The organism is Pantoea phosphatilytica, from assembly GCF_051025615.1.
Classification (GTDB): Bacteria; Pseudomonadota; Gammaproteobacteria; order Enterobacterales; family Enterobacteriaceae; genus Pantoea.
On record NZ_JBPFDF010000004.1, the window covers coordinates 161,777 to 186,960 of the forward strand.

Below are 25,184 nucleotides of genomic sequence, written 5' to 3' on the forward strand. Positions count from 1 at the left end.
CAGCAGGGAAGGGGGACGACTCAGGGTGGCGTAAGACGCATGATGTCTGAAATCTCCTTTACGGCAACAGCGTGCCTTCAGGATGGATGTAAACCAGGCTCCGGTGACGGGCGCTGGCGGCGAAGTCCGATCGGCACATCAGGCCGATCAGGACAGGCTGAATACTATAAACGAAAGCAGGATGAGGTCAATCTCTGCTCAAAATGCCGGGCAGGGACAAAAAGCAGTGCATGGCTGACGACGCGCGGGGGAATCCGGCCCGGCAGGATCGCATCAGGCAGGACAGAGGTAAATCGTGCACCCCCGGCTATGCTTACTCTGAAGCCGGATGCGCGCCGCGCCGGGCGTAACCCACGCGGGCCCTCTCTGGCGATACCGTTACAGCTGCTGTTCTTCACTCCGGGGGTGCAGCAGAACGATCATCTCAGAGGCCGTGCTGGCTGTTCAGCCGTAACTGAAATTAAGATAACAGGTGACATGATGTCTAAAACGCAGTGGATTATTCATCGGCTGACCCGCCAGCTCTGGTTTCGCAGCTCACTGTTCGCCGTGCTGGCGGTGATCACTGCCCTGGTCGCCATTGCGATTAAGCCTTTCATTCCCATCTCTATGTCGGGCATTGTGGGAAGTGACGCGGTGGATAAGATACTGACTATCCTGGCCTCCAGTATGCTGGCCGTGACGACCTTTTCGCTTAACATCATGGTGACGGCGTACAATTCTGCCAGCAGCAGCGTCACGCCGCGCGCGACGGTTCTGCTGCTTGAAGACAGCACCACCCAGACCATGCTGGCAACCTTTATCGGCTCTTTCCTGTACAGCCTGGTGGGGATTATCGCGCTCGGCATGGGGGCTTATGGCATGCAGGGGCGCGTTATTCTGTTTTTTGTCACCCTGGCCGTGATTGCCATGATCGTGATCACCCTGCTGCGCTGGATACAGCATCTGGCGCAGTTTGGCTGCCTGTCTGATACGTCGCATCGCGTTGAGGAGGCCACGACGGCGGCCCTTCACCACCGCCTCCGGTCGCCCTGCATGGGCTGCGCCTTCTGGGACGGCATCCTGCCGGAAACGATCCCGCTGCACCGCGTTTACCCGCCGCAGGCGGGCTATCTGCAGCATCTGGATCTGCAGGAACTCGCCGGCTTCGCAGAGGAAAAAGCGTGCCATCTCTATCTCACCGCGCAGCCCGGCAGTTTTGTGCATGGCGCGGCCCCGCTGTTCTGGTGCGACAGGCCGCTTGCGGATGAGGACCTTCAGCGACTGCTCAGCGCGTTTACCCTGGGTGAACAGCGCTCGTTTGAACAGGACCCCCGTTTCGGACTCTGCGTCCTGTCTGAAATTGCCTCACGCGCACTCTCTCCGGCGGTTAACGACCCCGGCACGGCAATCGATATTATCGGGCGGGCGGTCCGGCTGTTCAGCCCCAGCGAACCGCAGGAATCGGAGACGCCGCAGTATCCCCGGCTCTTTATGCAGCCCGCCGGGATAGGCGATATGTTCGACGATATGTTTACCGGCATCGCACGCGATGGGGCCGCCCTGGTGGAGGTACAGCTGCGCCTGCAGAAAGCGCTTCAGGCGTTAGCGATGATTGCACCGCATCGCTATGGCGCGGAGGCGAAGCGTCATGCGCAGCTTGCGCTGGTGCGTGCCAGCCTCGCAATGACCAGCGAAGCGGACAAAGCGGCGGTGGAACGGGTTGCCCGCTGGCAGGCAGAGGCCGTTATCTCCGACAAATCGCTGAATAACTGACCAAACGGCGCCGTTTCGCTTTTACTCTTTTATACTGATTGTTACATTTGGTCTTCATTCCTCTTGATCAGGATACCTATGTCTTCATCAGAAACTGAAACGCAACACAAGCGAAGCCACATTAATCCACCCGTATTTTTCACCTCTGCCGCACTGATTTTTATCCTGGTTGCCTTTGCTGCGCTCTTCCCTGAACAGGCTGATGTGCAGCTGGGCGCACTGCAAAACTCCCTGTTCGCCAACGCCAGCTGGTTCTATATCCTGGCCGTTGCGCTGATTTTGCTGACGGTCGCCTACCTGGGGTTCTCCCGCTATGGCGACATCAAGCTCGGCCCGGATCATGCGGAACCCGATTTCAGCTACCACTCCTGGTTTGCCATGCTCTTTTCGGCAGGTATGGGCATCGGACTGATGTTCTTCGGCGTGGCGGAACCCGTGATGCACTACATGGCACCGCCCACGGGTCAGCCGGAAACGGTTGAGGCCGCACGGGAAGCCCTGCGCATCACCTTCTTCCACTGGGGTCTGCACGCCTGGGCCATTTATGCCATCGTGGCGCTGATTCTGGCGTTCTTCAGCTACCGCCACGGATTACCGCTGACGCTGCGCTCGGCGCTCTATCCGATTATCGGCGATCGGATCTACGGCTGGATGGGCCATGCTGTCGATATTTTTGCCGTTATCGGTACGGTCCTGGGCGTGGCGACCTCGCTGGGTTACGGCGTGCTGCAGGTGAATGCCGGGCTGAATCACCTGTTTGGTCTGCCGGTTAACCAGACCATGCAGGTCATTCTGATTGTCGGGATTACCGCGCTGGCGACACTCTCCGTGGTTTCGGGGCTGGATAAGGGCATCCGCATCCTGTCCGAAATCAATCTGACGCTGGCCGTGCTGCTGCTGATTATGGTGGGCGCACTGGGTCCGACCGTGCTGCTGCTGAAATCTTTTGTCGAGAACACCGGCGGCTATCTCTCCGAACTGGTCACCAAAACCTTCAACCTCTACGCCTATGAGCCTAAATCGGGTAAGTGGCTCGGCGGCTGGACGCTGTTTTACTGGGGCTGGTGGCTGGCCTGGTCGCCGTTTGTCGGAATGTTTATTGCCCGTGTTTCACGCGGCCGCACCATCCGCGAGTTCGTGACCGGCGTCCTTTTCGTGCCCGCCGGATTTACGCTGCTCTGGATGACGTTCTTCGGCAACAGCGCAATCTGGCTGATTATGCAGGAGGGGGCCACCGATCTGGCGCAGACGGTGATGAGCGACCAGACCCTGGCGCTGTTCAACTTCCTGGAGCATTTCCCCTTCAGCGCGGTGCTCTCCTTTATCGCCATGGCGATGGTTGTCGTGTTCTTTGTCACCTCCGCCGACTCCGGCGCGATGGTGGTGGATACGCTGGCGGCGGGCGGAAACGACAACACACCGGTCTGGCAGCGCATCTTCTGGGCCGGTCTGATGGGTGTCGTCGCGGTCACGCTGCTGCTGGCGGGCGGAATGAAGGCCCTGCAGACCGTGACCATCGCCAGCGCACTGCCCTTTGCGGTGATTCTGCTGATGTCGATCTATGGCCTGCTGAAGGCGCTGCGCATCGATGCCTGGAAACGTGACAGTAAGCAGATTGCCACCATCGCCCCAACCGCGGCGCGTAACCCGATCCCCTGGCAGCGGCGGTTACGCAATATCGCGCACTTCCCGAAACGCTCACAGGTGAAGCGGTTTATGGCCGAGGTGATCTATCCGGCGATGGAGATGGTAGAGCAGGAGCTGGCGAAGCAGAATACCGTGTCGCATACCTCAAACGAGGTTGAAGATCGGGTGCGCTTCGAGGTGGATTTGGGCGACGAGCTTAACTTTGTCTATGAAGTGCGGGCCCGCGCCTATCTGCAGCCAGCCTTTGCCCTGGCGGGCATGTCTGGCAGCGACAAGACAGAGGAGCAGAAATATTACCGTGCCGATGTTTATCTCAAGGAGGGGGGGCAGGATTATGATGTGATGGGCTGGAATCAGGAGCAGATCATCAATGATATTCTTGATCAGTATGAGAAGCATCTGCACTTCCTGCACATCGTACGCTGATGCAGCGCTGAGTTGAAAAAGAGGAGCCTGGCTCCTCTTTTTTATCCTGGCGCTTTCTGTTCCCGCGACGGCGGGCCCTCTCTCTCCGGTTGCGCAGGGCGCTAAGCCCGGTCCCGCCGTCACGCTCAACGGCAGTCGGGCACGGCAGACTGGCGCTGTCCGCGCTGCGTTCTTCTGGATCTTTCTTTTTCAGCCCGCCTGCTGCTGTGTGACATCATCCGACAGGGAGCACATCCGCGCCTGCCGGTCATGCTGCCCGTGACGGTCAGATCCCCAGACTGGCCAGCAGATCATCCACGTCATCCTGACTGGCCGCCTGTTCTGAGGGCGCAGGCGACTGAAGCGGCGCGGCACGTTCGCTGGTGGCCGCTGACGCGGATTTATCGCGGATGATCTGAATCAGCTGCTGTTCGCACTGATTCAGAACCGCCATCATGCGTTGCACAATCTGTCCGGTCAGATCCTGAAACCCCTGCGCCATCATAATGGCGTGAAGCTGCTGCTGAGTCAGGCCGGTGATACGCGGCACGTCATCGAGCCAGGCCCGCGTGTCTGCCGCTAACGCCTGCGCCTGATCATCGCTAAGCGGACGATCGGCATTCGCTTCCCAGCGTTGCGTGAGTTGTTCTGCGTGATCGGCCAGCTGTGTCTGCATCGGCTGAGTAATTTCGACGCTGTTAATAACGCCATCCGCGGCTTCCCGCGTCAGCGTGACGACATAGCCCAGCCGTTCACGCGCGTCCGGGATGCTGCCCGCCACCTCGGCGATGGTTTTATCAAGCCCCAGCTGTTGCAGACTGTCATGCAGCGTCCGCAGGATAGCGCCAGTCCGCGCAGTGATCTCGCTGATTTGCTGTTGCTCACTGTGGTTATCGGGTAATGACATGGATGTTATCTCCTGTGTACAAAATGTCGCTACCAGTGGTTATCGGCAGTTCGTTACCGATTTTGAATCTCCTGAACATCTTTCATGCCAGAAAGACGAACAGAAGAGGGCGTCCCAGGCAGGGCATCCCCGAAGCGAGCAGCCCTTCGCCCTGAGCGGCTCTTTCGTCACCGGCGTGCATCTGGCAGGGCAGTGATGGCGGGACGGCCAGCGGGCCAGCGCGGTAAACCGGCTAGACAAGCCCTGTCAGAGTCCGTAGCCTGAATAAAAAAGTTTATTGCTCCTTAAAGAGTTCATGATGAAAAGTGATATCAGGGGGTTGGATCTCAATCTTCTCAAAGCCCTGGATGCGCTGCTCGATGAAGGCAGCGTGACGCGCGCCGCCCGGCGTCTCTCACTGACGCAGCCTGCCGTCAGCGGTATGCTGACGCGTTTACGTGACTATTTTGACGACCCGCTTTTTGTTCGCAGCAGTCACGGTATGGTGCCGACAAGGCGGGCCACCGAACTGGCGGGGCCGGTAAAAAAAATCCTTACGGATATCGCCGTTCTGGTTAAATCGCCGGAATTTGACCCTGAAACCGCAGAGATGATCTATTCGATCGCCGCCACCGATTATGCTCTCAGCGCGGTGGTCGTTCCCCTGATCGCCCGGCTGAAAAAGCAGGCGTCCCATATCCGGATTGCGGTAAGGCCCGTTGATGACGAGCGCATGCATCAGCAGTTGTCCCGTGGTGAACTTGACCTGGCACTGGTCACGCCGCAGACCACGCCCGAAGATCTGCATGCAAGAGCGCTTTTTGAGGAGGAGTATGTCTGTGTCGCGGGCCGTCACCATCCTCTGGCCGCCGCCACGGCAGACATGACGCTTGAACAGTTCTGCGAACAGGAGCACATCCTGGTTTCAACGGAAGGACGCTTTGCGGGCGTCACCGACGAGGTGCTGGCGCAACGGGGCCGCGAAAGGCGGGTGGGCGTGTCGGTAAACAGTTTTCTGGTCGTTCCCGATATTCTGCGCGTGACCGAAATGATAGCGGTCGTGCCCGGACGTCTGGTGCCGATGGACAGCAACCTGGCTGTGATCCCGCTGCCTTTTGCGATTCCGGGTTTTACGAAAAGCATGGCGTGGCATGAACGCACTCATTGCGATCCGGCACATCAATGGATCCGCGCCCTGTGCCTTGAAACAGTCCGCAATACCGCCTCCTGATATAAGTTAACTTATAGGGTCAATCACGATTCGCGATTCGTTTTATTACACGGGTGGCTGAATAATGGCGACTGCCGCGTCAGATAGCCTTTATTGATGGCAGAAACGCTGCAGAAGATAACCACCACTGGAGAAAACGATGAATGCGATTTACTGGCCGGAAGGCTTTGCGCCTGGCTTCACTGATAACTTTGTTTCAAATGAGACGATTATCGCGGGGCTGGCGGTTGAAACGATCTGGCCTTTGCTGAGTCAGCCATTTCTGTGGCCGGACTATTATAAAAACGCCGCCGATATCCGCTTTTATGACAGTAAAGGTCCGGTGCTGGAGGATGAGGTGCGTTTCTACTTCAGCACGTTTGGATTTCCGGTTGAGGCGCAGGTGGTGGAATGTGTGCCTCCGGCAAAGGGGCAGCCTGCGCGCCTGGCATGGCACGGCTGGTCGGGTGAAGAGAACACGCCTGAGCGTCTGGATGTGCATCATGCCTGGCTGCTGGAGGATCTTCCCGGCAACCGGGTTCGTATCCTGACGCAGGAAACGCAGAAGGGCGCGCCGGCAAAGGCGCTGGCCATCACCCGCCCGAATCCTATGCTGAATGGCCATCAGGAATGGCTCGATGGACTGACTGAAGCGGCAATGAAAAAATGACCACTTTCCGGTGACGGCGTTAACCGGGGCGACGGGCCGTTCAGCGTGCCAGCATGCTGGCACGTTTTTATGAGATTAAAACACCGGCAGCAGATGAAACTCGCTGAGCGTCCACGAGAGGATATTCAGCACCGCGAAGGTCATGATAATACCCAGCTGCAGCGGATCCCAACTGCTGCTCTGATAGCCGGAAGCGGGGCGTGCCTTCATCTTCAGATGGAGCATTCCCGGAATAATGACGGCCCAGAGCGTCGCGAGCAGGCCCGCATAGCCGATGGCGCTGACGAATCCATCAGGATAAAGCAGCGACAGACTTAACGGCGGCAGAAAGGTGATTGCCGTGGCTTTGAGGCGGCCCATCCGGGTGGTGGGAATGCTGAAGCGATCGCTGATGTAGTCCACCAGCCCGGCGGTGACTCCCACGAAAGAGCAGATAACCGCAAAATGTGAAAACACAGAGAAGAGCAGCGAGAGCCGGGTGGTTACGCCGTCAGGGTTAAACGCCCGCATCAGGGCGGCAATGTCACCGCCCTGTCGGGCGATCTCCGGGAATGCGGAACGGGGCAGGTTGCCCATGGTGCAGACGATCCAGAACAGATAGATAACCAGCGCCATCGCCGTGCCGATGCACAGGCACCGTTTCACCCGGCGGGCATCGCCGTCGTAATAGGCGATCAGGCCGGTGATGTTACCGTGATAGCCGAACGAGGCCAGGCAGAAAGGCACGATACCGAGCATATAGGGCCAGTAAGTGCCTGTCTGATTGTCGCTATCCAGTAAATAACCGCTGTTCACGGTCGTCAGTAACCCGCCAAACAAGGCCAGCAGCAGGACAATTTTGGCGATCAGCATAACGGACATAATCCGGCCGATGCTGCTGGTTCCCAGCCAGACGATAGCGGCAACCGTCACGCCCAGGATGACTTTCGCCTCTGCGGACGAGACGCTGAGGCCGGTCAGGGCGCTCAGTGAGTGTTCGTAAACCGGCCCGGTAGCGGAAATATAGGCATAGGTCAGAATGCCCAGCACAAACATCAGGCTCAGACCATTCATTTCCGCCCAGCCGCGACCTGAGAGGTCACGTACGATTTTGTCATAGCCGGTTTCCAGCGGATAGTGCTGGCTGACGCGCTGAAACATCAGGCCACTGATCAGCATACTGATCCAGCTGAACGCCAGTATCAGCAACGACCAGCCGAACCAGGCGCCCGCCATCACAACCGGCAGGATAAACATTCCTGCACCAACCACCGTGCCGCAAATGATGGTCGCTCCCCAGAACACCGAAGGGGAACGCTCCGTAATTGCACTCTCTGACATGTGGGATTCCTGAAGCGTTAAATTGAGCGCAGAAGAATAGCGTCATTAGCAGGGTTCTGGCTAATCAACTTGCGATCTTCTTCCGGTTATCTGTGCGGGGACAGGTAAACTGCGCCGTTCACTGGTCAGGGTACAGAAGATCATGTTAACCGACGTCTGAGTCGTCAGGGGCGGTGATCACTGCGGCAGTGATGTCTCGTGCAGATGACGCCAGAGAATGTCACCCTCTCTTTTTAATTCGAATACCACCGTTGAGAAGCGCAGCGTCGGCGGCTGGCCGGGCAGTTGCTGTAACTCTTTATAGACAACCGTTGCGCCCTTTTCGCCCTCAGCAATGATTCGCATATCGCTGATCTCAATCTCCAGACCCGACCGGGCACCGCGCTGCGTGCGGAAGAACGAGGTCAGGGTCGTGAAATCCAGCATGCCGCCGCCAGGCGTTACCATAGAAAAAGCGGGGCTGAAACGCGCCAGAAGCTGGTCACAGATTTCATCCTTTGCCGCGTGGTTGCCCAGCCACGCCCTGATTAAGTCATGGGCATCCAGGACTTCCTGAAAATAGCGATTCATTGTGACTCCCCGTTAAGCATAACTATTATCCTGTGGTTGGCGATGCGCAGGGCGCACAGCAGCGGGATTGCCGCACTGCAGGCCGCAATCGCAAAGCAGAGATGATAAGCGTGTTGCGGGGCCATCCCCGCGTTCGCCAGAAGATTGAACAGCAGGCTGACCAGCGTCACACCGAGGCAGAAACTGAGCTGGCGATTGATATTCCACAGGGCGCTGGCATCCGCCAGATCGCGATCGGCAATCTGTATAAACGCCGCACTTTGCGCCGTGCTGCTGCACAGGCTGCCCCCGAACCCCATCAGCACAAAGGCCAGCAGACAGAGCGGGGTGTCCGCTGCCTGCCCCGTCAGCGCCAGCAGGCCCATCCCTGCCGCCTGTGCCAGACATCCGGCAATCAGCAGCGGACGCGGCCCCCAGTGGTTAAACCGCCTGCCCGTCAGGCTGATAGCAGCAAAAGAGGCCAGCGACCACGGCAGCATCAGCGCCCCCGCAGCACTGGCGGGCATACCCAGCTGATTCTGCAGATAGAGCATAGTGATCACACTCACGCCGGTGAATATGCCAGGGATAAACTGGTAGATCAGCATTGCGGTATGCAGCAGCGGGTCCTTCACCAGATGCAGGTTAAGCAGAGGATGGTTTTTCCTGCGCGCGTTTCTGATATATCCGGCCAGCACCACCAGACCGGCCAGCAGCATCAGTGCGCCTTCGCCAGGCCGCGCCGCCTCGCCAAGCGCGGTCAGCCCGAGCAGGATCAGCGTCAGCGCAGCACTCCCGCTAAGGAGCCCTGTGAAATCCAGCGGATCGGCTATCTTCGCCGGACGATCCGGCCTGAGCCATAACCCCGCCAGCACAAAGGCCAACACCGCCAGAGGAAGGCTGACAAGAAACACCCCTCGCCAGCTGAGATGCTCAACCAGCACGCCTCCCAGAGCGGGTGAGAGTGCCGGTGCCAGCAGAGCAACCAGCATCACTACGGATGAGAGCCTGGCGCGCTCATGGTTCTGGTAAAGGGCATAGGTCAGCGTCTGACCAATCGGGATCAGGAGTCCGCCACCGATACCCTGCAACCCGCGCCAGGCGATAAGCTGTGAAATCGATGCGGCCGCACTGACTCCGCAGGTACTCACGATAAAAATGAGCAGCGAGAGCATAAACAGACGCCGGGCACCCAGGCGGCTGGCCAGCCAGCGACTTAAAGGGATCACCAGGGTCAGCCCCAGAATGTAGCCGTTACTGATCCACGCCAGCTGGCTGACCGGGGCATCGAAGTGTCGGCCGATCTCCGGGTAGGCGACGCTGGCGATAAACATGTTCACCAAATCGATAAAAAATCCCAGCAGATAAACGCTGGCGACGCGGACGCGATAGGTCATTTTTATTCCGGTAGCGGGGGCCTGTGGCGCGCAGTATAGGCGTGACGACGATCGGGATAAATTCAGTTCCTGTTGTTACACTGTCAAAATTATTTTGACAATTGGCCAGCGCAAAGGAGAGGGCGATGATCAATATGCAACGGCTGGGGATATTCGTCGCGGTGGCGGAAGCGGGCAGTTTTACCGGTGCGGCGCAGACGCTCGGGCTGACCAAAGCGGTGGTCAGTTTTAACGTCAGGCAGCTTGAGCAGGAGCTGGGTGTCTCGCTGCTCATCAGGAGTACCCGCCGTGTTTCAACCACTGATACCGGTGAACGGTTTTATCATCGCTGCCTTCAGCTGCTGCAGGATGCGGAAAGCGTGCTGGAGGATGTACTCAGCGATCATGCTGGCTTAAGCGGACTGCTCAGGATCACAACGACGCCCGAGTATGGCGCCCGCGTGGTTGTTCCGGCGCTGGCCGCCTTTGCCGCCATCCATCCACAGTTGCGCATTCAGCACGTCTCATCCTCTCAGAATGACGATCTGATTGCCGGTCGTTTTGATGTCGCGATCCGGCTTGGTCAGCTGGCCGATTCAAATCATCACGCCCGGCTTATCGACAGGTTCGATATTCTGGCGGTGGCGGCACCAGGCTATCTCGACACGCTGGAAGGGGCTGCTGTCCGGGACCTGACACAGCTCGCGTCGGCAGACTGGATTGCGCACAGCCGCCTTGCGACGCCGCTGAACTGGCAGGTGATGACGCCTGGCGGAGAAAGTGTGCTTTTCAGCGCCCGCTATCCCGCCATGATCACGGCAGACAGTGCCTCTTCGCTGCTGGCTTTTGCTCTGGCGGGGGCGGGTGTGGCTGTCCTGCCTGGCTGGCTGGTGCAGGAGGAGATAGAGAACGGCAGGTTGACGCATGTGCTGCCCGATCATCGCTTTCCGCGTCAGGGAATTTACGCGCTCTATCCCAATACCCGCCATGTGCCGGAGAAGGTGCGCGCCTTTATCGATTTTCTGAGCGACCGTTCAGGCGCTTCTGGCGGTGCGTGATGACCGGAAAAGGCGAATGCCTGTCCGGATTAAAGGGCCGCCTTAATCGCCGCGTCCATCTTTTCCGGCGGGGTGATTGGTGCGAAACGCCTGAGCGGCTGACCATCTCGCCCGATTAAAAACTTCGTGAAGTTCCACTTAATCCGGCCGCCCAGGACGCCGGGTAACGCCGTTTTCAGATAGCGAAACAGCGGATGCGCCGACGCGCCATTGACCTCGACTTTGGCGAACATCGGAAAACTGACTCCGTAGTTGATATGACAGGTCTGCGCGATCTCGTCGGCCCCGCCAGGCTCCTGCTTACCAAACTGATTGCAGGGGAATCCCAGGATCACCAGACCCTGAGCGGCATACTTTTTATAGAGCACTTCCAGGCCCGCATACTGCGGCGTGAATCCACATCTGCTGGCGGTATTCACCACCAGCACCACCTTGCCCCCGAAGTCGGCCATCGTGACAGGCTGGCCATCCAGGCGGGTGGCGGTGAATTGATAAAAGGGCGACATACCATAATCCTCAGAGCAGAATCCGTTTTGCATCCACCATAGCACAGTGAGCGCAGCCGCCGTTCAGCTGAACGCCTCTGCGGGCTGCCTGGCAGGCGGGTGAAAACAGGTGCTCCCCGCCCGCCTGAACGCGACCCCAGGCACAGGGTCAGGGGGTCAGCCGTTGTCGCGGAAGCCGGGATAGAGGCTCATTCCGCCATCAATAAACAGCGTGGTGCCATGCACATAGTCAGACAGGTCACTGGCGAGCCACACGACCGCATTGGCCACATCTTCCGCTTCGCCGATGCGGCCATAGGGGATCAGTTTCAGCAGCTCTTTGCCTGCTTCACCCTGGGTGGTGTCTTCATTGATTGCGGTAGCGATCGCGCCCGGTGCGATGCCGTTAACGCGGATGCGCTCTTCACCCACCTCCTGCGCCAGGGTCTGCATCAGCAGATCCACGCCCCCTTTGGAGGCGGCGTAATTGACGTGGCCCGCCCACGGAATACGCTGGTGCACCGAACTCATATGGATAATTTTGCCCGCCGCGCGGCTGATCTGTGTGTCGTGGTTCTGTTTGCGGAACTGGCGCAACGCGGCGCGTGCGCAGAGAAACTGGCCGGTCAGATTCACGTCAATGACGGTGTTCCAGTCTTCCAGTGACATCTCGATGGAGGGCGCATCTTTCTGGAGGCCGGAGTTAGCGACCAGGATATCCAGCCTGCCAAATGCCGCGATCGTCTGGCTGAAAAGGGCGTCAACGTCCGCCTCTTTCGACACGTCCCCCTTCACGGCGATGGCCTGGCCTCCCGCTGCGCGGATTTTTTCAACCAGTTCCTCGGCCGGTTCTGCCTGACGATGGTAGTTCACCACCACACTGGCTCCTGCCCTGGCGAGTCCTTCTGCACAGGCATAGCCGAGGCCAGAGCTGGCGCCGGTGACCAGTGCAACCTGGTTTTTGAGTGATAAGATCATGAGGCTTCCTTTATTGGCAGATGATGAGCTTCATTAACCCGGCTGGCGTTGTCCAGGGCATAAACGTCGATGCTTCGCTGACATGACGTTCAGTCACCCTGACGCTGGCTGACGCGCGCCCCGGGGCTGAGTCACTGAATTATAGATGCGAAGTCGGGGTTTGGCCGTTATCAGGGGGAGTGAGGGGATCGCACGCTGCAATGCGTTAACAGAAATGGATCAGACCTGCACCACTGGCTGGTGGACGACGGAGAAAGTGCTCCGCACCCGGCTGCGATGAAAATATGAGCGGGATGTTAAAAGCCTGACAGGCATGGAATTGACGTTTTAACAATTCTGATTCCAGTGCCGCAATACGCCATGGTCCCTGCGAAGGGATAGCATTACCGATTTTTAGCGAGGACTACAGGCTGCCAGCGGCGCTGGCGCTCACCAGGACAGCCCTGCAACTGACAGCGTCTTAGCGTGAAAGCAGCCAGGCCGACCTGCTCCCTCTTTACGCCCGGGCACGCCACGTTTCACACGCGCCGCAACGCACGTACAGGGGCTGCGACACCGACAGATGAAAAAATTCCCGCATCACGCTGCCAACATGAATTTCCTTCATGTTCGTTGAAAATTGATCACTTTTTTTCAACTCCAGGTTGAGGCATAAAGTAAGAATTGTTAATAACTTTGTGTCATATGACCGTTTGTTAGGGGAAATAGCCCTCGACGTTCATATCAGCGAGCAGGATACCGACAGCGATGAATACTTTAGCCTTTACCCTCAAGCGCATTCGTTTCGACGAAAACTATAACCCTTCGAAAAATACGCGGGCGACGACTAACTTCGCTAACTTAGCGCGTGGCGAAAAACGTCAGGAGAATCTGCGTAACGCCCTGGCGATGATCAACAATCGCTTTAACGCACTGGCAAACTGGGATAACCCGAAAGCCGACCGGTACACTGTCGAACTGGATATTATCTCGGCGGAGCTGAACCTCTCAGCCGGTGGTGCGGGTGAATCCTTCCCGGCGATTGAGATTCTGAAAACGCAGATCGTCGATCACCACACCGGCCAGCGCATCGAAGGCATCGTGGGCAATAACTTCTCCTCCTACGTGCGTGATTACGATTTCAGCGTGGTGCTGGCGGAATATAACAAGGGCCAGACGGCGTTCAGCACGCCGGAGGACTTCGGCCAGCTGCACGGAAACATCTTCAAAAGCTTCGTTAATTCGGCGGCTTATAAAGAGAATTTCAGCAAATCACCGGTTATCTGCCTGAGCGTGTCCAGTAAAAACACCTACGTGCGCACCGGTAATCAGCATCCGGTGCTGGGGATCGAATACCAGCAGGATGCGCCTTCGCTGACTGACTTCTATTTCGGAAAAATGGGCCTGAAGGTGCGCTTCTTTATGCCGCAGGGCAGCGTTGCGCCGCTGGCGTTCTATTTCCACGGCGATCTGCTCAGCGATTACACCAATCTTGAGCTGATCAGCACTATCAGCACCATGGAAACGTTCCAGAAGATCTATCGCCCGGAAATTTATAACGCCAATTCTGCAGCCGGTCACTGCTATCAGCCGACGCTGCAGCATCAGGACTATTCGCTTACCCGTATTGTTTACGATCGCGAAGAGCGCAGCCGTCTGGCGGTTGAGCAGGGCAGATTTACTGAGACGCACTTCATTAAGCCGAATCAGACGCTGCTCTCACAATGGTCTGCTGAATCCGTTCTTTGATTAATTAAACAGAAATAAGGTCACCTGCTATGAAAACGTTATTACCGACATCCACTGCGGGCAGCTTGCCTAAACCCTCATGGATTGCGCAGCCAGAAGTTCTCTGGTCACCCTGGAAACTGCAGGATGGCGAGCTGGTTGATGGTAAAAGAGATGCCCTGCGTCTCTGTCTGGATGACCAGGTGCGGGCCGGTATCGACATCGTGAGCGACGGCGAACAGACCCGTCAGCACTTCGTGACCACCTTTATTGAACACCTCAGCGGCGTGGATTTTGAGAAGCGCGAAGTGGTTCGTATCCGTAATCGCTACGACGCCAGCGTGCCGACCGTGGTGGGTGAAGTCTCCCGTCCGACGTCCGTCTTCGTTGAAGATGCAAAGATTCTGCGTAAGCTGACCGATCGCCCAATCAAATGGGCGTTACCGGGCCCGATGACCATGATCGATACGCTGTATGACAACCACTATAAAAGTCGCGAAAAGCTGGCCTGGGAGTTCGCCCGAATCCTGAATCAGGAAGCCAGAGAGCTGGAAGCGGCGGGTGTCGATATCATTCAGTTTGATGAACCCGCGTTTAACGTCTTCTTCGATGAAGTAAACGACTGGGGCATCGCGGCGCTGGAGCGCGCGGTCGAAGGGCTGAAGTGTGAAACTGCGGTGCACATCTGCTACGGTTACGGCATCAAAGCCAACACCGACTGGAAAAAGACCCTGGGAACAGAGTGGCGTCAGTATGAAGAGGTCTTCCCGAAACTGCAGCGTTCGGCTATCGATATCGTCTCGCTGGAGTGCCAGAACTCACGCGTGCCGATAGATCTGATCGAGCTGATTCGCGGTAAGAAAGTCATGGTCGGTGCCATCGACGTGGCGACCCATGAGATCGAGACGCCTGAAGCCGTGGCCGACACCCTGCGCAAGGCGCTGCAGTTTGTGGATGCGGAGAACCTCTATCCCTCCACCAACTGCGGCATGATCCCGCTGCCGCGCCACGTTGCAAATGGCAAACTGCATGCGCTGAGCGCGGGTGCAGAAATTGTGCGCAGAGAGATCCTGGGCAAATAATCCTGTCTTCCCACGCTGTCCGGCTGGCGACGCTGGCCGGACAGCGTGCAAATCCGCTTTCCTTAGCCGCTGTGTTACATCCCCCCTTTTTCTGCGTTTATTCAGCGTCTTAATGCGTTTCGGTCATAAAGAGACATGGCATTTTCTGGCCTCAGCCGATATAACTGAGCGTTCATCCCGCCCTCCAGAGGAATCACATGGCGCTTTCACACGAACTGCTGCTGATTTTTACGACCTATCTCGTCGCGACGGTCAGCCCCGGACCGAGCAACATGGCGATTATGGGCACGGCAATGAAAAAGGGCAGAGGCGCCGCGCTGGCGCTGGCGGCAGGGGTGGTGAGCGGGTCGCTGCTCTGGGCGCTGCTGGCCGCCTGCGGTGTGCTGACCGTGCTGGCTGCCTTTGCACAGTTGCTGATCGTGCTAAAAATCGGCGGTGGCCTGTATCTGCTCTGGCTGGCGTTTAAAGCGGGTAAATCGGCCTTACGCCGGACTGAGACCGCGGCCCTGAACGCCAGCGGGGAGCGGATCGCCTATGGCCGGCTTTTCCGGCAGGGCATCCTGATGCACGTCGGCAACCCCAAAGCGATTCTGACCTGGGTGGCGATTATGTCCTTTGCGATGAAGCCGGACGGAGGCGCTTCGACGCTGCCGATCATCCTCTGCGGCTGCGCCGCGATCTGCATCTGCGTTTTCGGCGGCTACGCGCTGCTCTTCTCCACCGCCGTGATGAGCGCCTTTTACCTGCGCATTCGTCGCGGGCTCGATGCGCTGTTAGCCTGCTGCTTTGCGCTGGCAGGCGTGAAACTGCTCTTCAGCCGAAGCTAACTGCTTCTCTGCCGGCTCTGCCGATGGCCCGGCATCTCAACCTGTAAGGCTATGAAATGAAAGGCACCTGTCTGTGTGAAACCGTGACGTTTGAACTCGCCGTCACGCCCGCGTTCTATTACCGCTGCCACTGTTCCCTGTGCAGAAAACAGAGCGGAACCGGCCATAACCTCGCGACACTGGTAAAAGAGCGTGACTTCACTTGGTTATCGGGAGAGGCGCAGATCGCGTCATGGTCCAGATCGAGCGGTTACCGATGCGACTTCTGCTCCCGCTGCGGCTCGCCGGTGCCGAACCGGTTGCGTGACCCTGCGTATATCTGGATCCCGGTAGGTTTGCTCAGCGAACCTGCCGACATGCAGTGCATCGGGGATTACTGCACCGCTGACGCCATGCCCTGGGACACTACCCGATCGGCATCTGACCACGCCGGACCCGTCGCGTCGCTGGACGCGCTGCTGGTGAGCCTGAAGCTCGTTGATTAATGGCTGGTGTTACCGGGGGATGTTCAGCGCTAACCCCCAGGTTTCCGAACAGGCTTTAATCTCATTCCGTGAGTGGAGCCGGATTTTTGGCAGGCTTACCTGAGCAAAGATCTGCTGATGGCGTTTCCTCTGGCTGAATCCTGCGGACGGATGCGCGCAGCAACTGTGTCTCTGTCGCGCTCTAAAAAGGCGATGACCATAATAAGCGACAAAAGGGCCATTCGTCACAATACGCGGATGCCGGGCGCACAGGACAGGCGGAGGAGGACACCGTCCGTCTGCGGAAACGCCTGACTACCCTTCGCCCGGCAGGGCAGGCGTTCACTGAAAAACGTTTCAAACGCTTCGCGTCATCCTGCATCGGATACGCTAACCCGAAAAAAACGATAATACATTTACAAATTTAAATGTGTAAATATAATGACGGCTTTTCACGCATCCGAGGATTTTTTTTATGCCGTCACTGTTCAGCCCCCTGACCCTGGGCGATCTCAGCCTTCGTAACCGCATCGTCCTGCCGCCGCTGACTCGCTGCCGCAGCGAACAGCCGGGCAATATCCCCGGCGAGATGATGATAGAGTATTACCGCCAGCGTGCCAGTGCCGGGCTGATGATCACCGAGGGTACCCAGATTGAGCCACGCGGGCAGGGCTACGCCTGGACGCCGGGCATCCACAGTGAGGCGCAGATTGCGGGCTGGAAAAAGGTGACAGAGGCGGTGCATCAGCAGGGCGCCACGATTTTCTGTCAGCTCTGGCACGTAGGCCGCGTCTCTCACAATGCACTTCAGCCGGGCAATGAAGCACCGGTTGCCCCCTCGGCCATCGCCGCCGATAACGTCCGGGTATTTATCGAAACCGGACCGGGTACCGGGATGCTGACCGCACCCAGCGAGCCACGCGAGCTGACCACCTGCGAAGTCAAAGAGATCGTGGCGCTCTACCGGCGTGCGGCGGAGAACGCTAAAGCTGCCGGATTCGACGGCGTTGAGCTGCATGCTGCCAACGGTTATCTGATCAACCAGTTTATTTCGGCGCAGACAAACTTCCGCACGGATGAATATGGCGGCTCGGCAGAGAAGCGTCTGCGCTTCCTGCGTGAAGTGGTTCAGGCGGTCAGCGCAGTCTTTGGCAGCCATCGTGTTGGCGTCCGGTTTGCGCCGCTGTTTTCGAGCACCGACGAAGAGCGCGTTTACCTCGGTCTGGTTGAACGCGATCCGCATGCCACCTATATCCACGCTGCGCAGCTGCTGAATACGCTGGAAGTCGGCTATCTCTCCATCGCCGAAGCGGACTGGGATAACAGCCCGGCGATGCCGGAGAGTTTCCGTATCGCACTGCGCGATACCTTCCATTCTCCGATCATCTATTCCGGCCGCTACAACGCAGAGAAAGCGCAGCAGATGCTGGAAAAAGGCTGGGGCGATCTGTTTGGGTTTGGCCGCAGCTTCATCGCCAACCCCGATCTGCCTGCGCGTATCCGGTCGGGTTACCCCCTGAACGCGGTGGACCACGCCTCGCTGTATGGCGGCGGTGAGAAAGGGTATACTGACTATCCTTTTTACCCATCCTGATACCCTGTGAGGCGGCATGTCCCCGGAAAATGCCCTGAAGCTGCTGGCCAACCCGACGCGTGTGGCCGTGCTGAAGTGGCTTAAAGAACCTGACGAGGCGTTTGCGGGCTATTCGCAGCTCTATCCCTTCGATCAGTACGGTGTCTGTGCCAGCCTCATCCAGGACAAGGCGGGCTTATCACAGCCCGCCACCTCGTTATGCCTCAAGGCCCTGCAGAGTGCCGGTCTGGTCGAAGCCAGCAAAGTCGGTAAGTGGACCTACTACCGCCGCGCCGAACCGCGTATCCGCGAAGTCACTGAGGCCCTGACACAGGCGTTGCAGGCGCTCTGATCGCCCTGGCTCCCTGGCGTGGTCAAACGAACCGGAGTTGCCTGCGCCTTTTCATTCCCCCGCGCTTTTCTGTTCCTGCTTTGTGCCCGCGTCTTGACGAACCCGCCCGCTTAACTTACAACTAGAGCCGTCAGGGGAGTCTCGCCGGAGAGACTGAGAGGCTAATAGCGCATCGCGCGGCTTAGCGACCCTTAGAACCTGACCCAGTTGATACTGGCGTAGGAAGACGGGTATCGCCGCCGATACTTGCCGCAGGGGCGCATCTGCCTTTGCCTTTTCCCTCTGTATCACGGGTCTTCGTTAACCAAAACGAGGGCAATGTGAATAATCTTATCCTGAAACCTTCTCTTCCTGCCGGATGGCGGTCATGAGCCGCTGGTCGGTGCTCGGCAGCGGCGTGGCCGGGCTGTGCGTCGGCACGCTGCTGATGGAGCGCGGCGAAACGGTCGAAATCATCACGCAGCCAGCGTGCCGTGCCGCGTCCCACTGGGCGGGCGGGATGCTCGCACCCTGGTGCGAAGCCGAAAGCGCGCCGCCGGAAGTGATCGCCTGGGGCCAGCACGCGGCCGGCTGGTGGGCGAAGCGCGTGGCGGGTGTAGAGCAGCATGGCACGCTGGTGGTAGCCCCCCCGCGCGACAGCCGCGAACTGATCCGCTTTGCCAGTCTGACCCAGGCGCATCAGTGGGTCACGCCCGGCGAAATCGAACCCGCGCTGGAAAACCGCTTTGCCCGCGGCCTGTTCTTTGCCGGGGAAGCGCATCTCGATCCACGCCGGGCGATGCAGCAGCTGCGCGACACCCTGCAGCAGGCGGGCGTTGCCTTTCACAGCGGACAACCTGCCGGAAAAATCATCGACTGCCGTGGCATTCACGCCGCTGCACAGCAGCCCACACTGCGCGCGGTGCGGGGCGAAATGGTGATCCTGCAGACGTCCGACATCCAGCTTTCCCGTCCGGTACGGCTGCTGCATCCCCGCTTTCCCTGCTATCTGGTGCCGCGTGCCGGGGGGCACTTCATGCTGGGGGCGACCATGGTTGAAAGCCACGACAGCAGCCCGATCAGCGCCAGGGCGATGATGGAGCTGCTCAGCGCCGCCTACAGCCTGCATCCGGCGCTGGCCGAAGCCCGCATTGTGGAGAGCGGCACCGGTCTGCGTCCCGCCTACCGGCAGAACCTGCCGGAGGTGCGCTACGAAGAGGGCCGTTTCTCGCTGAATGGCCTCTACCGCCACGGCTTCCTGCTGGCCCCGATCATGGCTGAAAAACTTATGCTGCAACTGACCCAGGAGATGACACATGCGGGTTGAACTCAATGGACGCACAATCGAAACCACTGCCAGCACGCTGGCAGAACTGATGGCGGAGCAGCAGATCGATCCGCGCAGCGTCGCCACCGCCCTGAACGGTGCATTTGTGCCGCGCAGCGGCTATGCCAGCCAGCGGCTTGAGGCGGGTTGTCAGGTCGAAGTTCTGTCACCGATGCAGGGAGGTTAATCATGTTTTATCAGTTCGAACCCCGATCGCGCTTTCTGCTGGGCACCGCCGGGTATCCCTCGCCGGAGATCCTTCACCAGGCGATCGACGCCTCCGGCACGGAAATTATTACCGTCAGCCTGCGGCGCGAAGGCAACGAAGGCGGGGCCTTCCGCTCGCTGCTGCAACAGGTGAATAAACGGATTCTGCCCAACACCGCGGGCTGCCACACGGTTAAAGAAGCGGTGACGACGGCGCAGATGGCGCGCGAACTCTTCGACACCCCGTGGATCAAGCTGGAGGTCATCGGTCACGCCGACACGCTGCAGCCCGATCCTTTTGCGCTGGTGGAAGCGGCCCGGATCCTCTGCGCGGAGGGTTTTCAGGTCTTTCCCTACACCACGGAAGATCTGATCGTAGGTGAAAAACTGCTGGAGGCGGGTTGTGAAGTGCTGATGCCCTGGGGGGCGCCGATCGGCTCCGGCCAGGGACTGCGCAACATCGAAGGGCTGCGCGCCATGCGCGCCTGGTTCAGCGATATACCGCTGATTATCGATGCGGGCATTGGCGCACCGAGCCAGGCGGCGCAGGCAATGGAGATGGGCTTCGACGGCGTACTGCTCAACACGGCGGTCGCCAAAGCACGCGATCCGGTGCGAATGGCCGGGGCCTTTGCCGCCGCCATTCGCGGCGGCCGCGAGGCATTTGAGGCGGGGCTGATGGAGCCTCGCGATATGGCATCGGCCTCGACGCCGATTTTCGGGCTGGCACAGTTCAGTTAAGGAGCGGCAATGGATCGTTATCAGCGACAGACGATGCTGCCGGAGATCGGCGACGCGGGCCAGCAGCGACTGAGCCGGGCGCGGGTTCTGGTGGTGGGGGCGGGCGGACTCAGCGCGGCGCTGCTGCCATTACTGGCGGGGGCGGGCACAGGGTTCATTCGTCTTTATGATGGCGACCGGGTTGAACTGCACAACCTTCATCGGCAGACGCTGTTCGGCGTCGACGATGTGGGGCAGCCAAAAGCCCTCTGCGCGCAACGCGCGCTGTCAGAGCGGAATCCGGACTGCCAGGTAGAGGCGCATCCCTCTGCGCTCAGCGCCAGTCAGTTGCCACAGGCGCTGGAAGGTATCGATCTGGTGGTGGATGCGGCGGATAATTTTGCCATTACCTACCAGCTTTCCGATGCCTGCTATCCGCGAGGTGTGCCACTGATCTGCGCATCGGTACTGGGACGCAAAGGTTACGTCGGTGGATTCTGCGGTGGCGCGCCGGGCTATCGTGCGCTCTTTTCGGAGTTGCCTGCCGCCGCGGGAAACTGTAATACCGCTGGCGTGATGGGACCCGCTGTCGCGACGCTGGGTGCGATGCAGGCGCAGATGGCGCTGAGCGTATTACTGGACCTGACGCCGTCACCGCTGGGCTGCATGATCCACTGCGATTTTGCAGAGTGGCACATCCGGCGCTTCCGCTTTGACGATGCGCAGGAGCCTGACGGACCCATAACGCCTTTCATCGATCGGTCCATGCTGACGGAAGAGGATTGCATCGTGGAGCTACGCAGTACGGAAGAGGCGCCGGTCAGCGTTGCCGGGCGGGTCAAGCGGATCCTGCCGCAGCAGATCGCCAGCTGGCAGCCGCCGGCGCATCAGCGCGTGGTGCTGGTCTGCGCCAGTGGACTCCGCGCCGCTCAGGCGGCGGAGATCCTCGCCGCGCGGGGTGTCACGCGGCTGGCGCTGATGGCAGCTAACACGCTGTAAGCCGGTTCAGAGCACCTCGACCAGCTGGAAGGTTTCGAAAATCAGCTCCATCTCGGCGTGAAAATAGCCACCACGCTGGAAATAGCGTTGATGTTCCTGCCGCCAGTGGTCGAGGCTCAGATCGCCTTCGCCTTCCAGCATTGCCATTTCAGAGGTCACCCGGTCAAAACGGGTCAGAAACAGCCCGGTGGTGCGAATCACGCAGACGGGCTTTTGTTCGCCGTTCAGCACGATAGTGTAGCCGCCCGGCTGTGGCAGCGGATCCTGTTCCTGCCAGCTCTGTAACGCGCCACAGGTGGCCACCTTTTTTCCCGCGATAATCAATGTGGCCAGCTCATCCGCTAATGCCGGTGAGTCACCGAAAGCATCGGTTATCGCACCCGGGTATCTTTCCTTTACCTGTTCCAGCGTCATCGTCATCTGCAATTCCTTAATAAATAGCGCGTCTCTGGCATTGTCGCTGCCTGCCGCAGTCACACCGTTATGATGAACAGCCGCAATGTCTTACGTGCAGCCAGAGGCTGAGAGCGGTACAGCTTAACCGCCCTCATGACGGAAAAACAATCATAATGTCAGGTAATTATGTCTGCCGGGCGGAAAGGTGAAGCGCATCACGCAATCCCGTTTTGCACGGTTAACGCGTCAGGAAACTCGCCCAGTGCGCAATGTCGTCACCACTGCCGATCTCCGGCTGCACCAGGCCATTGACCATAAAGGTTGGCGAAACGTGAATGCCATTCTGCCGGGCATATTTGCAGTGCCATTTGATAGCATTCTGCAGGTCGGGCCGATCGAACGCGGCGGTAGCATCCACGCCGCTGTACGCTTTCAGACGGTCAAGGATCTGATTTGGTGTGGCATCGCGATTCGGGCCGGTACAGTGATCGGTGAACTCAAACTCTTCACGATGATCGGCCACCGCCTGCATCACCTGCTTCGCGGCGGCTTTGCTGTCAAAGGCAGCGGCAAGGATGTAGCGCACGATCAACCCGGAATAGAGGTGCCAGGGTTGAGACTGCAGACGAATCTTCAGCGTCATCTGCTCTTCACCCACCAGCGCCAGTAACGCGTCTGATTTATTGAATGCCCGCACCGAAAAAGGACAGGTGGGTTCAAGAAACATCTCGAACACCGCAGGGCCATGACCCCAGACCAGCTGATCAGCAGGTTGACTCATTGACAACTCCTTAAAGATAATCGGAATGAAAAGGCACTTTACCCTGGCAAATTGCCGACACATCAGCCAGTTAATCTGCGGCTGTAATTGTTACAAAAAGCAGCAGTCAGTCGCGTCCCGGCGCGAAGCAGGCGACAACCCGGTCCATTAGTCGCTAGAATTGCTGGCCCAGGTATTCTCCGCTGCAAACGTCCCGGCTGATGAGCAGCTATAGTTATTCGCTGAGTGTGCCTGACCCATGATTAAGCCATGGCAGTGACGTCCTGTTATTGGTCTGCCCGGAGCCGACCTGCGCTAAAAGAGGTTAATTTTGTATAGCGATCTCACCTGGAAAACGCTTCACCGCGTCATCAACCAGACGATCTCAGATATGCTGAATGAGCAGCAGACCCTTAATGTTCCGTCATTGCGCGCCCGACTGCACGACATGGCGGAGAAAGAGGATGATGAACTCATGGTGCTCTGCTACTGGCAGGCGAGTAAAATTCTTACGCGACTACCTGCTACCGTTACCGCCAGTCAGCTGATTGAGGCGGCCCGACATGCTTTCCGCACCCCGCAGGATCACTCCCGCCTGTAAACCCAATAAGGTCGTGGCATCAGATGAGGTGCCTGTTAAATTTAACGCTGATTATTCCGCGACATCATTAGCACGGGCGCACGCGTTCCTCATTTATTGCAACGTTATTATACCTTCTTCATAATATAAATTCTAATTTGGGAATAAATAAATATATATTGTGTATTGTTAAATGCTGAATGGTTAATGTGGTATTAAATTAATTCTAATTTTTTCTTTTTATGCGCTAATTACCCCGTTATTTTGATATAAGTCAACAATAATGGAATGACCACACTTCTGTTTAAGTGGTTAAACGTCTCGTTTATCTTTTATATAGTTCTGTTGAATTACTATGCCGTCAGCATAATAAACCATGTGTTGTTATGTTGGCGCATTTTATAAATGCATATCTAGGTATCTGGTGGTTGATTTCAGCCACATTGCATGTGATGAAAAGAGACAGATTTGATGAAAATCAGAAAAGGTATTCTGCCAGTCGCGCTGGCCGGTCTTATGGTTTCAGTATCAGCATTAGCAGGAACAACCCCTGCTGATGGCCCTTCTCCCATCAAACCTAACCCAGGAACGTCTGCGGGTACGCAGGGCGCAGGTGGCCAGGTTAACTTTACGGGTGAAATCACAGACGATTCCTGCAACGTTTCGACAACCAGTGTCGATGTTGATTTGGGCAAATGGGCGAAATCGTATTTTGAAAGCCGCAGTGAAACAACCGAAACACCCTTTACTATTTCAGTGAAAGATTGCCCTGAATCTGTCAAAACCGTAGCGGTGTTATTCGATGGTGATAAAGATAAAGGAGACAATACGCTGCTGAAACTGACCGGCGGTGAAGGAAGTGCCAGTGGTGTAGGCATTAAACTTTATAATTCTGACCGTAAGACACAGATTCCAGTCGGAACCATTTCTGCCGCGGTAAACGTCGCTCATGACAGCCTGAATGCCGGCAGTGGGACTGCGACAGGGGGAAGTGCAGATTTAAACTTCTTCGCCAATTATAAAAGCGACGGTGCCGCCTCGGCTATTACGGTCGGTAAAGCAAATTCAGTTTCAAACTTTGTAATGGTTTATAACTGATTATTGACAGGTTAAGCCTGCCCCCCTAAAACGATTAACGGCGTATATGACTATGTTAAAAGCACTAAGATCGATTTCGCTCATCTCTGCATGCATACTGAGCATGACTGCGCATGCCGGTGTTGTTATGGGGGGGACGCGCGTTATTTTTGATGAAGGAAAAAAAGAGGCTTCCCTTTCCGTCACCAATCAGGAAAAAAATATCCCCTATCTGATTGAATCCTGGGTCAGTAATTTTGATCAGAATAATCATGGCAAGGTGCCTTTTATTGTTACGCCGCCTCTGTTCCGACTGGATGCGGGTAAGGAAAATATATTACGTATTACTTATCTGGGCATGCCGCTGCCGGAAGATCGCGAATCTGTCTTCTGGCTGAATGTGAAATCTATTGCACCTTTACCTCGCGATAAAAACAATGAGCTTCAGGTAAATATCAAATCTGAATTTAAGCTCTTTTATCGGCCTAAAGGTCTGGCGGGTAAACCCTCAGAAGCCTGGCAGCAACTGACGTTCCGCCACGAGGGCAACCAGTTAATTGCGCACAATCCAACGCCCTATTTTGTTTCATTCTATTCGCTCGACGTTGCCCATCACGCGGTTAAAGACCCGGGCATGATCGCTCCGTTTGCGGATCGTCACTGGACCGTCACGGATTCAGGGGCTGTAACCTGGTCTGCGATAAACGATTATGGCGGCGTCACCGAACAACGCACGCGTTAAGCACGGCTGCTTTCTGCCTGTTTTACTTTGTTTTCGGGGCGTCAATAGTGAAA

The 25,184-nt window shown here is 57.5% G+C and carries 26 protein-coding genes and 1 riboswitch; of the genes, 18 read left to right on the forward strand and 8 right to left on the reverse strand.

All coding sequences use genetic code 11. The features are described 5' to 3' along the window. Nucleotides 1-480 precede the first annotated feature (480 nt). Together ACR6AS_RS15750 and ACR6AS_RS15755 are read left to right on the forward strand one after the other, a co-directional pair. Nucleotides 481-1,755 carry a DUF2254 domain-containing protein gene (locus tag ACR6AS_RS15750; protein ID WP_418801249.1) on the forward strand — a complete coding sequence of 425 codons (1,275 nt, stop codon included), beginning with the start codon at nt 481-483 and terminating at the stop codon, nt 1,753-1,755. A gap of 78 nt (nt 1,756-1,833) precedes the next feature. Continuing rightward, complete coding sequence (locus tag ACR6AS_RS15755; protein WP_111138961.1) at nt 1,834-3,828, forward strand: BCCT family transporter; 1,995 nt, start codon at nt 1,834-1,836, stop codon at nt 3,826-3,828. Nucleotides 3,829-4,093: 265 nt separating this feature from the next. On the opposite strand, the gene ACR6AS_RS15760 is transcribed toward ACR6AS_RS15755, so the two are convergent. After that, entirely contained in the window at nt 4,094-4,714 is a 621-nt protein-coding gene (locus ACR6AS_RS15760) for a protein phosphatase CheZ (RefSeq protein ID WP_111138962.1), read from the reverse strand. A gap of 298 nt (nt 4,715-5,012) precedes the next feature. Here ACR6AS_RS15760 and ACR6AS_RS15765 point away from each other — a divergent pair, with 298 nt between their 5' ends. Then, nucleotides 5,013-5,924, forward strand: a complete 912-nt coding sequence (locus ACR6AS_RS15765; protein WP_111138976.1) for a LysR family transcriptional regulator — start codon at nt 5,013-5,015, stop codon at nt 5,922-5,924. Nucleotides 5,925-6,063: 139 nt separating this feature from the next. Beyond that, entirely contained in the window at nt 6,064-6,573 is a 510-nt protein-coding gene (locus tag ACR6AS_RS15770) for an SRPBCC family protein (RefSeq protein WP_434162904.1), read from the forward strand. A 75-nt stretch (nt 6,574-6,648) separates the two neighbouring features. Here ACR6AS_RS15770 and ACR6AS_RS15775 read toward each other — a convergent pair whose 3' ends face one another. The 3 genes from ACR6AS_RS15775 to ACR6AS_RS15785 all read right to left on the reverse strand — a co-directional run bounded on the left by ACR6AS_RS15775 (nt 6,649) and on the right by ACR6AS_RS15785 (nt 9,839). Next, entirely contained in the window at nt 6,649-7,893 is a 1,245-nt protein-coding gene (locus tag ACR6AS_RS15775) for an aromatic amino acid transporter (protein WP_434162907.1), read from the reverse strand. 177 nt (nt 7,894-8,070) lie between these two features. Next, nucleotides 8,071-8,463 (reverse strand): DUF4440 domain-containing protein, encoded by a 393-nt coding sequence (locus ACR6AS_RS15780; protein ID WP_111138965.1) that lies wholly within the window; start codon nt 8,461-8,463, stop codon nt 8,071-8,073. Further along, entirely contained in the window at nt 8,460-9,839 is a 1,380-nt protein-coding gene (locus tag ACR6AS_RS15785; RefSeq protein ID WP_434162910.1) for an MFS transporter, read from the reverse strand. The genes ACR6AS_RS15780 and ACR6AS_RS15785 overlap by 4 nt, the downstream gene beginning before the upstream one ends. A 125-nt stretch (nt 9,840-9,964) precedes the next feature. Here ACR6AS_RS15785 and ACR6AS_RS15790 point away from each other — a divergent pair, with 125 nt between their 5' ends. Then, a complete protein-coding gene (locus ACR6AS_RS15790; protein ID WP_434162912.1) occupies nt 9,965-10,876 on the forward strand; it encodes a LysR family transcriptional regulator in 912 nt (303 codons plus the stop codon). 29 nt (nt 10,877-10,905) lie between these two features. On the opposite strand, the gene ACR6AS_RS15795 is transcribed toward ACR6AS_RS15790, so the two are convergent. Together ACR6AS_RS15795 and ACR6AS_RS15800 are read right to left on the reverse strand one after the other, a co-directional pair. Then, nucleotides 10,906-11,382: a glutathione peroxidase gene (locus tag ACR6AS_RS15795; RefSeq protein ID WP_418798832.1), complete on the reverse strand. Its 477-nt coding sequence runs from the start codon at nt 11,380-11,382 to the stop codon at nt 10,906-10,908. A gap of 156 nt (nt 11,383-11,538) precedes the next feature. After that, on the reverse strand, nt 11,539-12,339 hold the full coding sequence (locus tag ACR6AS_RS15800) for an SDR family oxidoreductase (RefSeq protein WP_434162916.1): 801 nt from the start codon (nt 12,337-12,339) through the stop codon (nt 11,539-11,541). A gap of 747 nt (nt 12,340-13,086) precedes the next feature. On the opposite strand from ACR6AS_RS15800, the gene ACR6AS_RS15805 reads away from it, so the two are divergent. From ACR6AS_RS15805 to ACR6AS_RS15850, 10 genes are all read left to right on the forward strand, one after another. Then, nucleotides 13,087-14,067: a DUF1852 domain-containing protein gene (locus ACR6AS_RS15805; RefSeq protein ID WP_434162918.1), complete on the forward strand. Its 981-nt coding sequence runs from the start codon at nt 13,087-13,089 to the stop codon at nt 14,065-14,067. 29 nt (nt 14,068-14,096) lie between these two features. Further along, nucleotides 14,097-15,128 (forward strand): methionine synthase, encoded by a 1,032-nt coding sequence (locus ACR6AS_RS15810; protein WP_434162921.1) that lies wholly within the window; start codon nt 14,097-14,099, stop codon nt 15,126-15,128. 197 nt (nt 15,129-15,325) lie between these two features. Then, complete coding sequence (locus ACR6AS_RS15815; protein ID WP_111142133.1) at nt 15,326-15,955, forward strand: LysE family translocator; 630 nt, start codon at nt 15,326-15,328, stop codon at nt 15,953-15,955. Between the two features lie 56 nt (nt 15,956-16,011). Further along, a complete protein-coding gene (locus ACR6AS_RS15820; RefSeq protein ID WP_434162924.1) occupies nt 16,012-16,440 on the forward strand; it encodes a GFA family protein in 429 nt (142 codons plus the stop codon). Nucleotides 16,441-16,894: 454 nt separating this feature from the next. Continuing rightward, nucleotides 16,895-18,013 carry an alkene reductase gene (locus ACR6AS_RS15825; protein ID WP_434162926.1) on the forward strand — a complete coding sequence of 373 codons (1,119 nt, stop codon included), beginning with the start codon at nt 16,895-16,897 and terminating at the stop codon, nt 18,011-18,013. 16 nt (nt 18,014-18,029) lie between these two features. After that, entirely contained in the window at nt 18,030-18,344 is a 315-nt protein-coding gene (locus ACR6AS_RS15830; protein WP_418803678.1) for an ArsR/SmtB family transcription factor, read from the forward strand. Nucleotides 18,345-18,466: 122 nt separating this feature from the next. Further along, nucleotides 18,467-18,586, forward strand: a riboswitch (TPP riboswitch). Nucleotides 18,587-18,711: 125 nt separating this feature from the next. Beyond that, nucleotides 18,712-19,650 carry an FAD-dependent oxidoreductase gene (locus tag ACR6AS_RS15835; protein ID WP_434162928.1) on the forward strand — a complete coding sequence of 313 codons (939 nt, stop codon included), beginning with the start codon at nt 18,712-18,714 and terminating at the stop codon, nt 19,648-19,650. Then, nucleotides 19,640-19,837 (forward strand): sulfur carrier protein ThiS, encoded by a 198-nt coding sequence (gene thiS / locus ACR6AS_RS15840; protein ID WP_111142138.1) that lies wholly within the window; start codon nt 19,640-19,642, stop codon nt 19,835-19,837. The genes ACR6AS_RS15835 and thiS overlap by 11 nt, the downstream gene beginning before the upstream one ends. Nucleotides 19,838-19,839: 2 nt before the next feature. After that, nucleotides 19,840-20,598 (forward strand): thiazole synthase, encoded by a 759-nt coding sequence (locus ACR6AS_RS15845; protein WP_111142139.1) that lies wholly within the window; start codon nt 19,840-19,842, stop codon nt 20,596-20,598. A gap of 9 nt (nt 20,599-20,607) precedes the next feature. Next, nucleotides 20,608-21,576 carry a HesA/MoeB/ThiF family protein gene (locus tag ACR6AS_RS15850; protein ID WP_418798815.1) on the forward strand — a complete coding sequence of 323 codons (969 nt, stop codon included), beginning with the start codon at nt 20,608-20,610 and terminating at the stop codon, nt 21,574-21,576. Between the two features lie 6 nt (nt 21,577-21,582). Here the strand turns inward: ACR6AS_RS15850 and ACR6AS_RS15855 are convergent, their stop codons facing one another. After that, nucleotides 21,583-21,996, reverse strand: a complete 414-nt coding sequence (locus ACR6AS_RS15855) for an ASCH domain-containing protein (RefSeq protein ID WP_418798812.1) — start codon at nt 21,994-21,996, stop codon at nt 21,583-21,585. 214 nt (nt 21,997-22,210) lie between these two features. Then, a complete protein-coding gene (locus tag ACR6AS_RS15860; protein ID WP_434162932.1) occupies nt 22,211-22,753 on the reverse strand; it encodes a DsbA family protein in 543 nt (180 codons plus the stop codon). 310 nt (nt 22,754-23,063) lie between these two features. Between ACR6AS_RS15860 and ACR6AS_RS15865 the strand changes: the two genes are divergently transcribed. The 3 genes from ACR6AS_RS15865 to ACR6AS_RS15875 all read left to right on the forward strand — a co-directional run bounded on the left by ACR6AS_RS15865 (nt 23,064) and on the right by ACR6AS_RS15875 (nt 25,131). Beyond that, nucleotides 23,064-23,333, forward strand: coding sequence for a hypothetical protein (locus ACR6AS_RS15865; RefSeq protein WP_418803682.1), 270 nt, complete (start codon nt 23,064-23,066; stop codon nt 23,331-23,333). A 450-nt stretch (nt 23,334-23,783) separates the two neighbouring features. Next, nucleotides 23,784-24,410, forward strand: a complete 627-nt coding sequence (locus tag ACR6AS_RS15870) for a fimbrial protein (RefSeq protein WP_111139613.1) — start codon at nt 23,784-23,786, stop codon at nt 24,408-24,410. 52 nt (nt 24,411-24,462) lie between these two features. Next, a complete protein-coding gene (locus ACR6AS_RS15875; protein ID WP_293772486.1) occupies nt 24,463-25,131 on the forward strand; it encodes a fimbrial biogenesis chaperone in 669 nt (222 codons plus the stop codon). The last annotated feature ends 53 nt before the right edge of the window (nt 25,132-25,184 follow it).

Coding starts and splice junctions, on each gene's coding strand:
- ACR6AS_RS15750 (WP_418801249.1), top strand. CDS start 481: ATGTCTAAAACGCAGTGGATTATTCATCGGCTGACCCGCCAGCTCTGG.
- ACR6AS_RS15755 (WP_111138961.1), top strand. CDS start 1,834: ATGTCTTCATCAGAAACTGAAACGCAACACAAGCGAAGCCACATTAAT.
- ACR6AS_RS15760 (WP_111138962.1), bottom strand. CDS start 4,714: ATGTCATTACCCGATAACCACAGTGAGCAACAGCAAATCAGCGAGATC.
- ACR6AS_RS15765 (WP_111138976.1), top strand. CDS start 5,013: ATGAAAAGTGATATCAGGGGGTTGGATCTCAATCTTCTCAAAGCCCTG.
- ACR6AS_RS15770 (WP_434162904.1), top strand. CDS start 6,064: ATGAATGCGATTTACTGGCCGGAAGGCTTTGCGCCTGGCTTCACTGAT.
- ACR6AS_RS15775 (WP_434162907.1), bottom strand. CDS start 7,893: ATGTCAGAGAGTGCAATTACGGAGCGTTCCCCTTCGGTGTTCTGGGGA.
- ACR6AS_RS15780 (WP_111138965.1), bottom strand. CDS start 8,463: ATGAATCGCTATTTTCAGGAAGTCCTGGATGCCCATGACTTAATCAGG.
- ACR6AS_RS15785 (WP_434162910.1), bottom strand. CDS start 9,839: ATGACCTATCGCGTCCGCGTCGCCAGCGTTTATCTGCTGGGATTTTTT.
- ACR6AS_RS15790 (WP_434162912.1), top strand. CDS start 9,965: ATGATCAATATGCAACGGCTGGGGATATTCGTCGCGGTGGCGGAAGCG.
- ACR6AS_RS15795 (WP_418798832.1), bottom strand. CDS start 11,382: ATGTCGCCCTTTTATCAATTCACCGCCACCCGCCTGGATGGCCAGCCT.
- ACR6AS_RS15800 (WP_434162916.1), bottom strand. CDS start 12,339: ATGATCTTATCACTCAAAAACCAGGTTGCACTGGTCACCGGCGCCAGC.
- ACR6AS_RS15805 (WP_434162918.1), top strand. CDS start 13,087: ATGAATACTTTAGCCTTTACCCTCAAGCGCATTCGTTTCGACGAAAAC.
- ACR6AS_RS15810 (WP_434162921.1), top strand. CDS start 14,097: ATGAAAACGTTATTACCGACATCCACTGCGGGCAGCTTGCCTAAACCC.
- ACR6AS_RS15815 (WP_111142133.1), top strand. CDS start 15,326: ATGGCGCTTTCACACGAACTGCTGCTGATTTTTACGACCTATCTCGTC.
- ACR6AS_RS15820 (WP_434162924.1), top strand. CDS start 16,012: ATGAAAGGCACCTGTCTGTGTGAAACCGTGACGTTTGAACTCGCCGTC.
- ACR6AS_RS15825 (WP_434162926.1), top strand. CDS start 16,895: ATGCCGTCACTGTTCAGCCCCCTGACCCTGGGCGATCTCAGCCTTCGT.
- ACR6AS_RS15830 (WP_418803678.1), top strand. CDS start 18,030: ATGTCCCCGGAAAATGCCCTGAAGCTGCTGGCCAACCCGACGCGTGTG.
- ACR6AS_RS15835 (WP_434162928.1), top strand. CDS start 18,712: ATGAGCCGCTGGTCGGTGCTCGGCAGCGGCGTGGCCGGGCTGTGCGTC.
- thiS (WP_111142138.1), top strand. CDS start 19,640: ATGCGGGTTGAACTCAATGGACGCACAATCGAAACCACTGCCAGCACG.
- ACR6AS_RS15845 (WP_111142139.1), top strand. CDS start 19,840: ATGTTTTATCAGTTCGAACCCCGATCGCGCTTTCTGCTGGGCACCGCC.
- ACR6AS_RS15850 (WP_418798815.1), top strand. CDS start 20,608: ATGGATCGTTATCAGCGACAGACGATGCTGCCGGAGATCGGCGACGCG.
- ACR6AS_RS15855 (WP_418798812.1), bottom strand. CDS start 21,996: ATGACGATGACGCTGGAACAGGTAAAGGAAAGATACCCGGGTGCGATA.
- ACR6AS_RS15860 (WP_434162932.1), bottom strand. CDS start 22,753: ATGAGTCAACCTGCTGATCAGCTGGTCTGGGGTCATGGCCCTGCGGTG.
- ACR6AS_RS15870 (WP_111139613.1), top strand. CDS start 23,784: ATGAAAATCAGAAAAGGTATTCTGCCAGTCGCGCTGGCCGGTCTTATG.
- ACR6AS_RS15875 (WP_293772486.1), top strand. CDS start 24,463: ATGTTAAAAGCACTAAGATCGATTTCGCTCATCTCTGCATGCATACTG.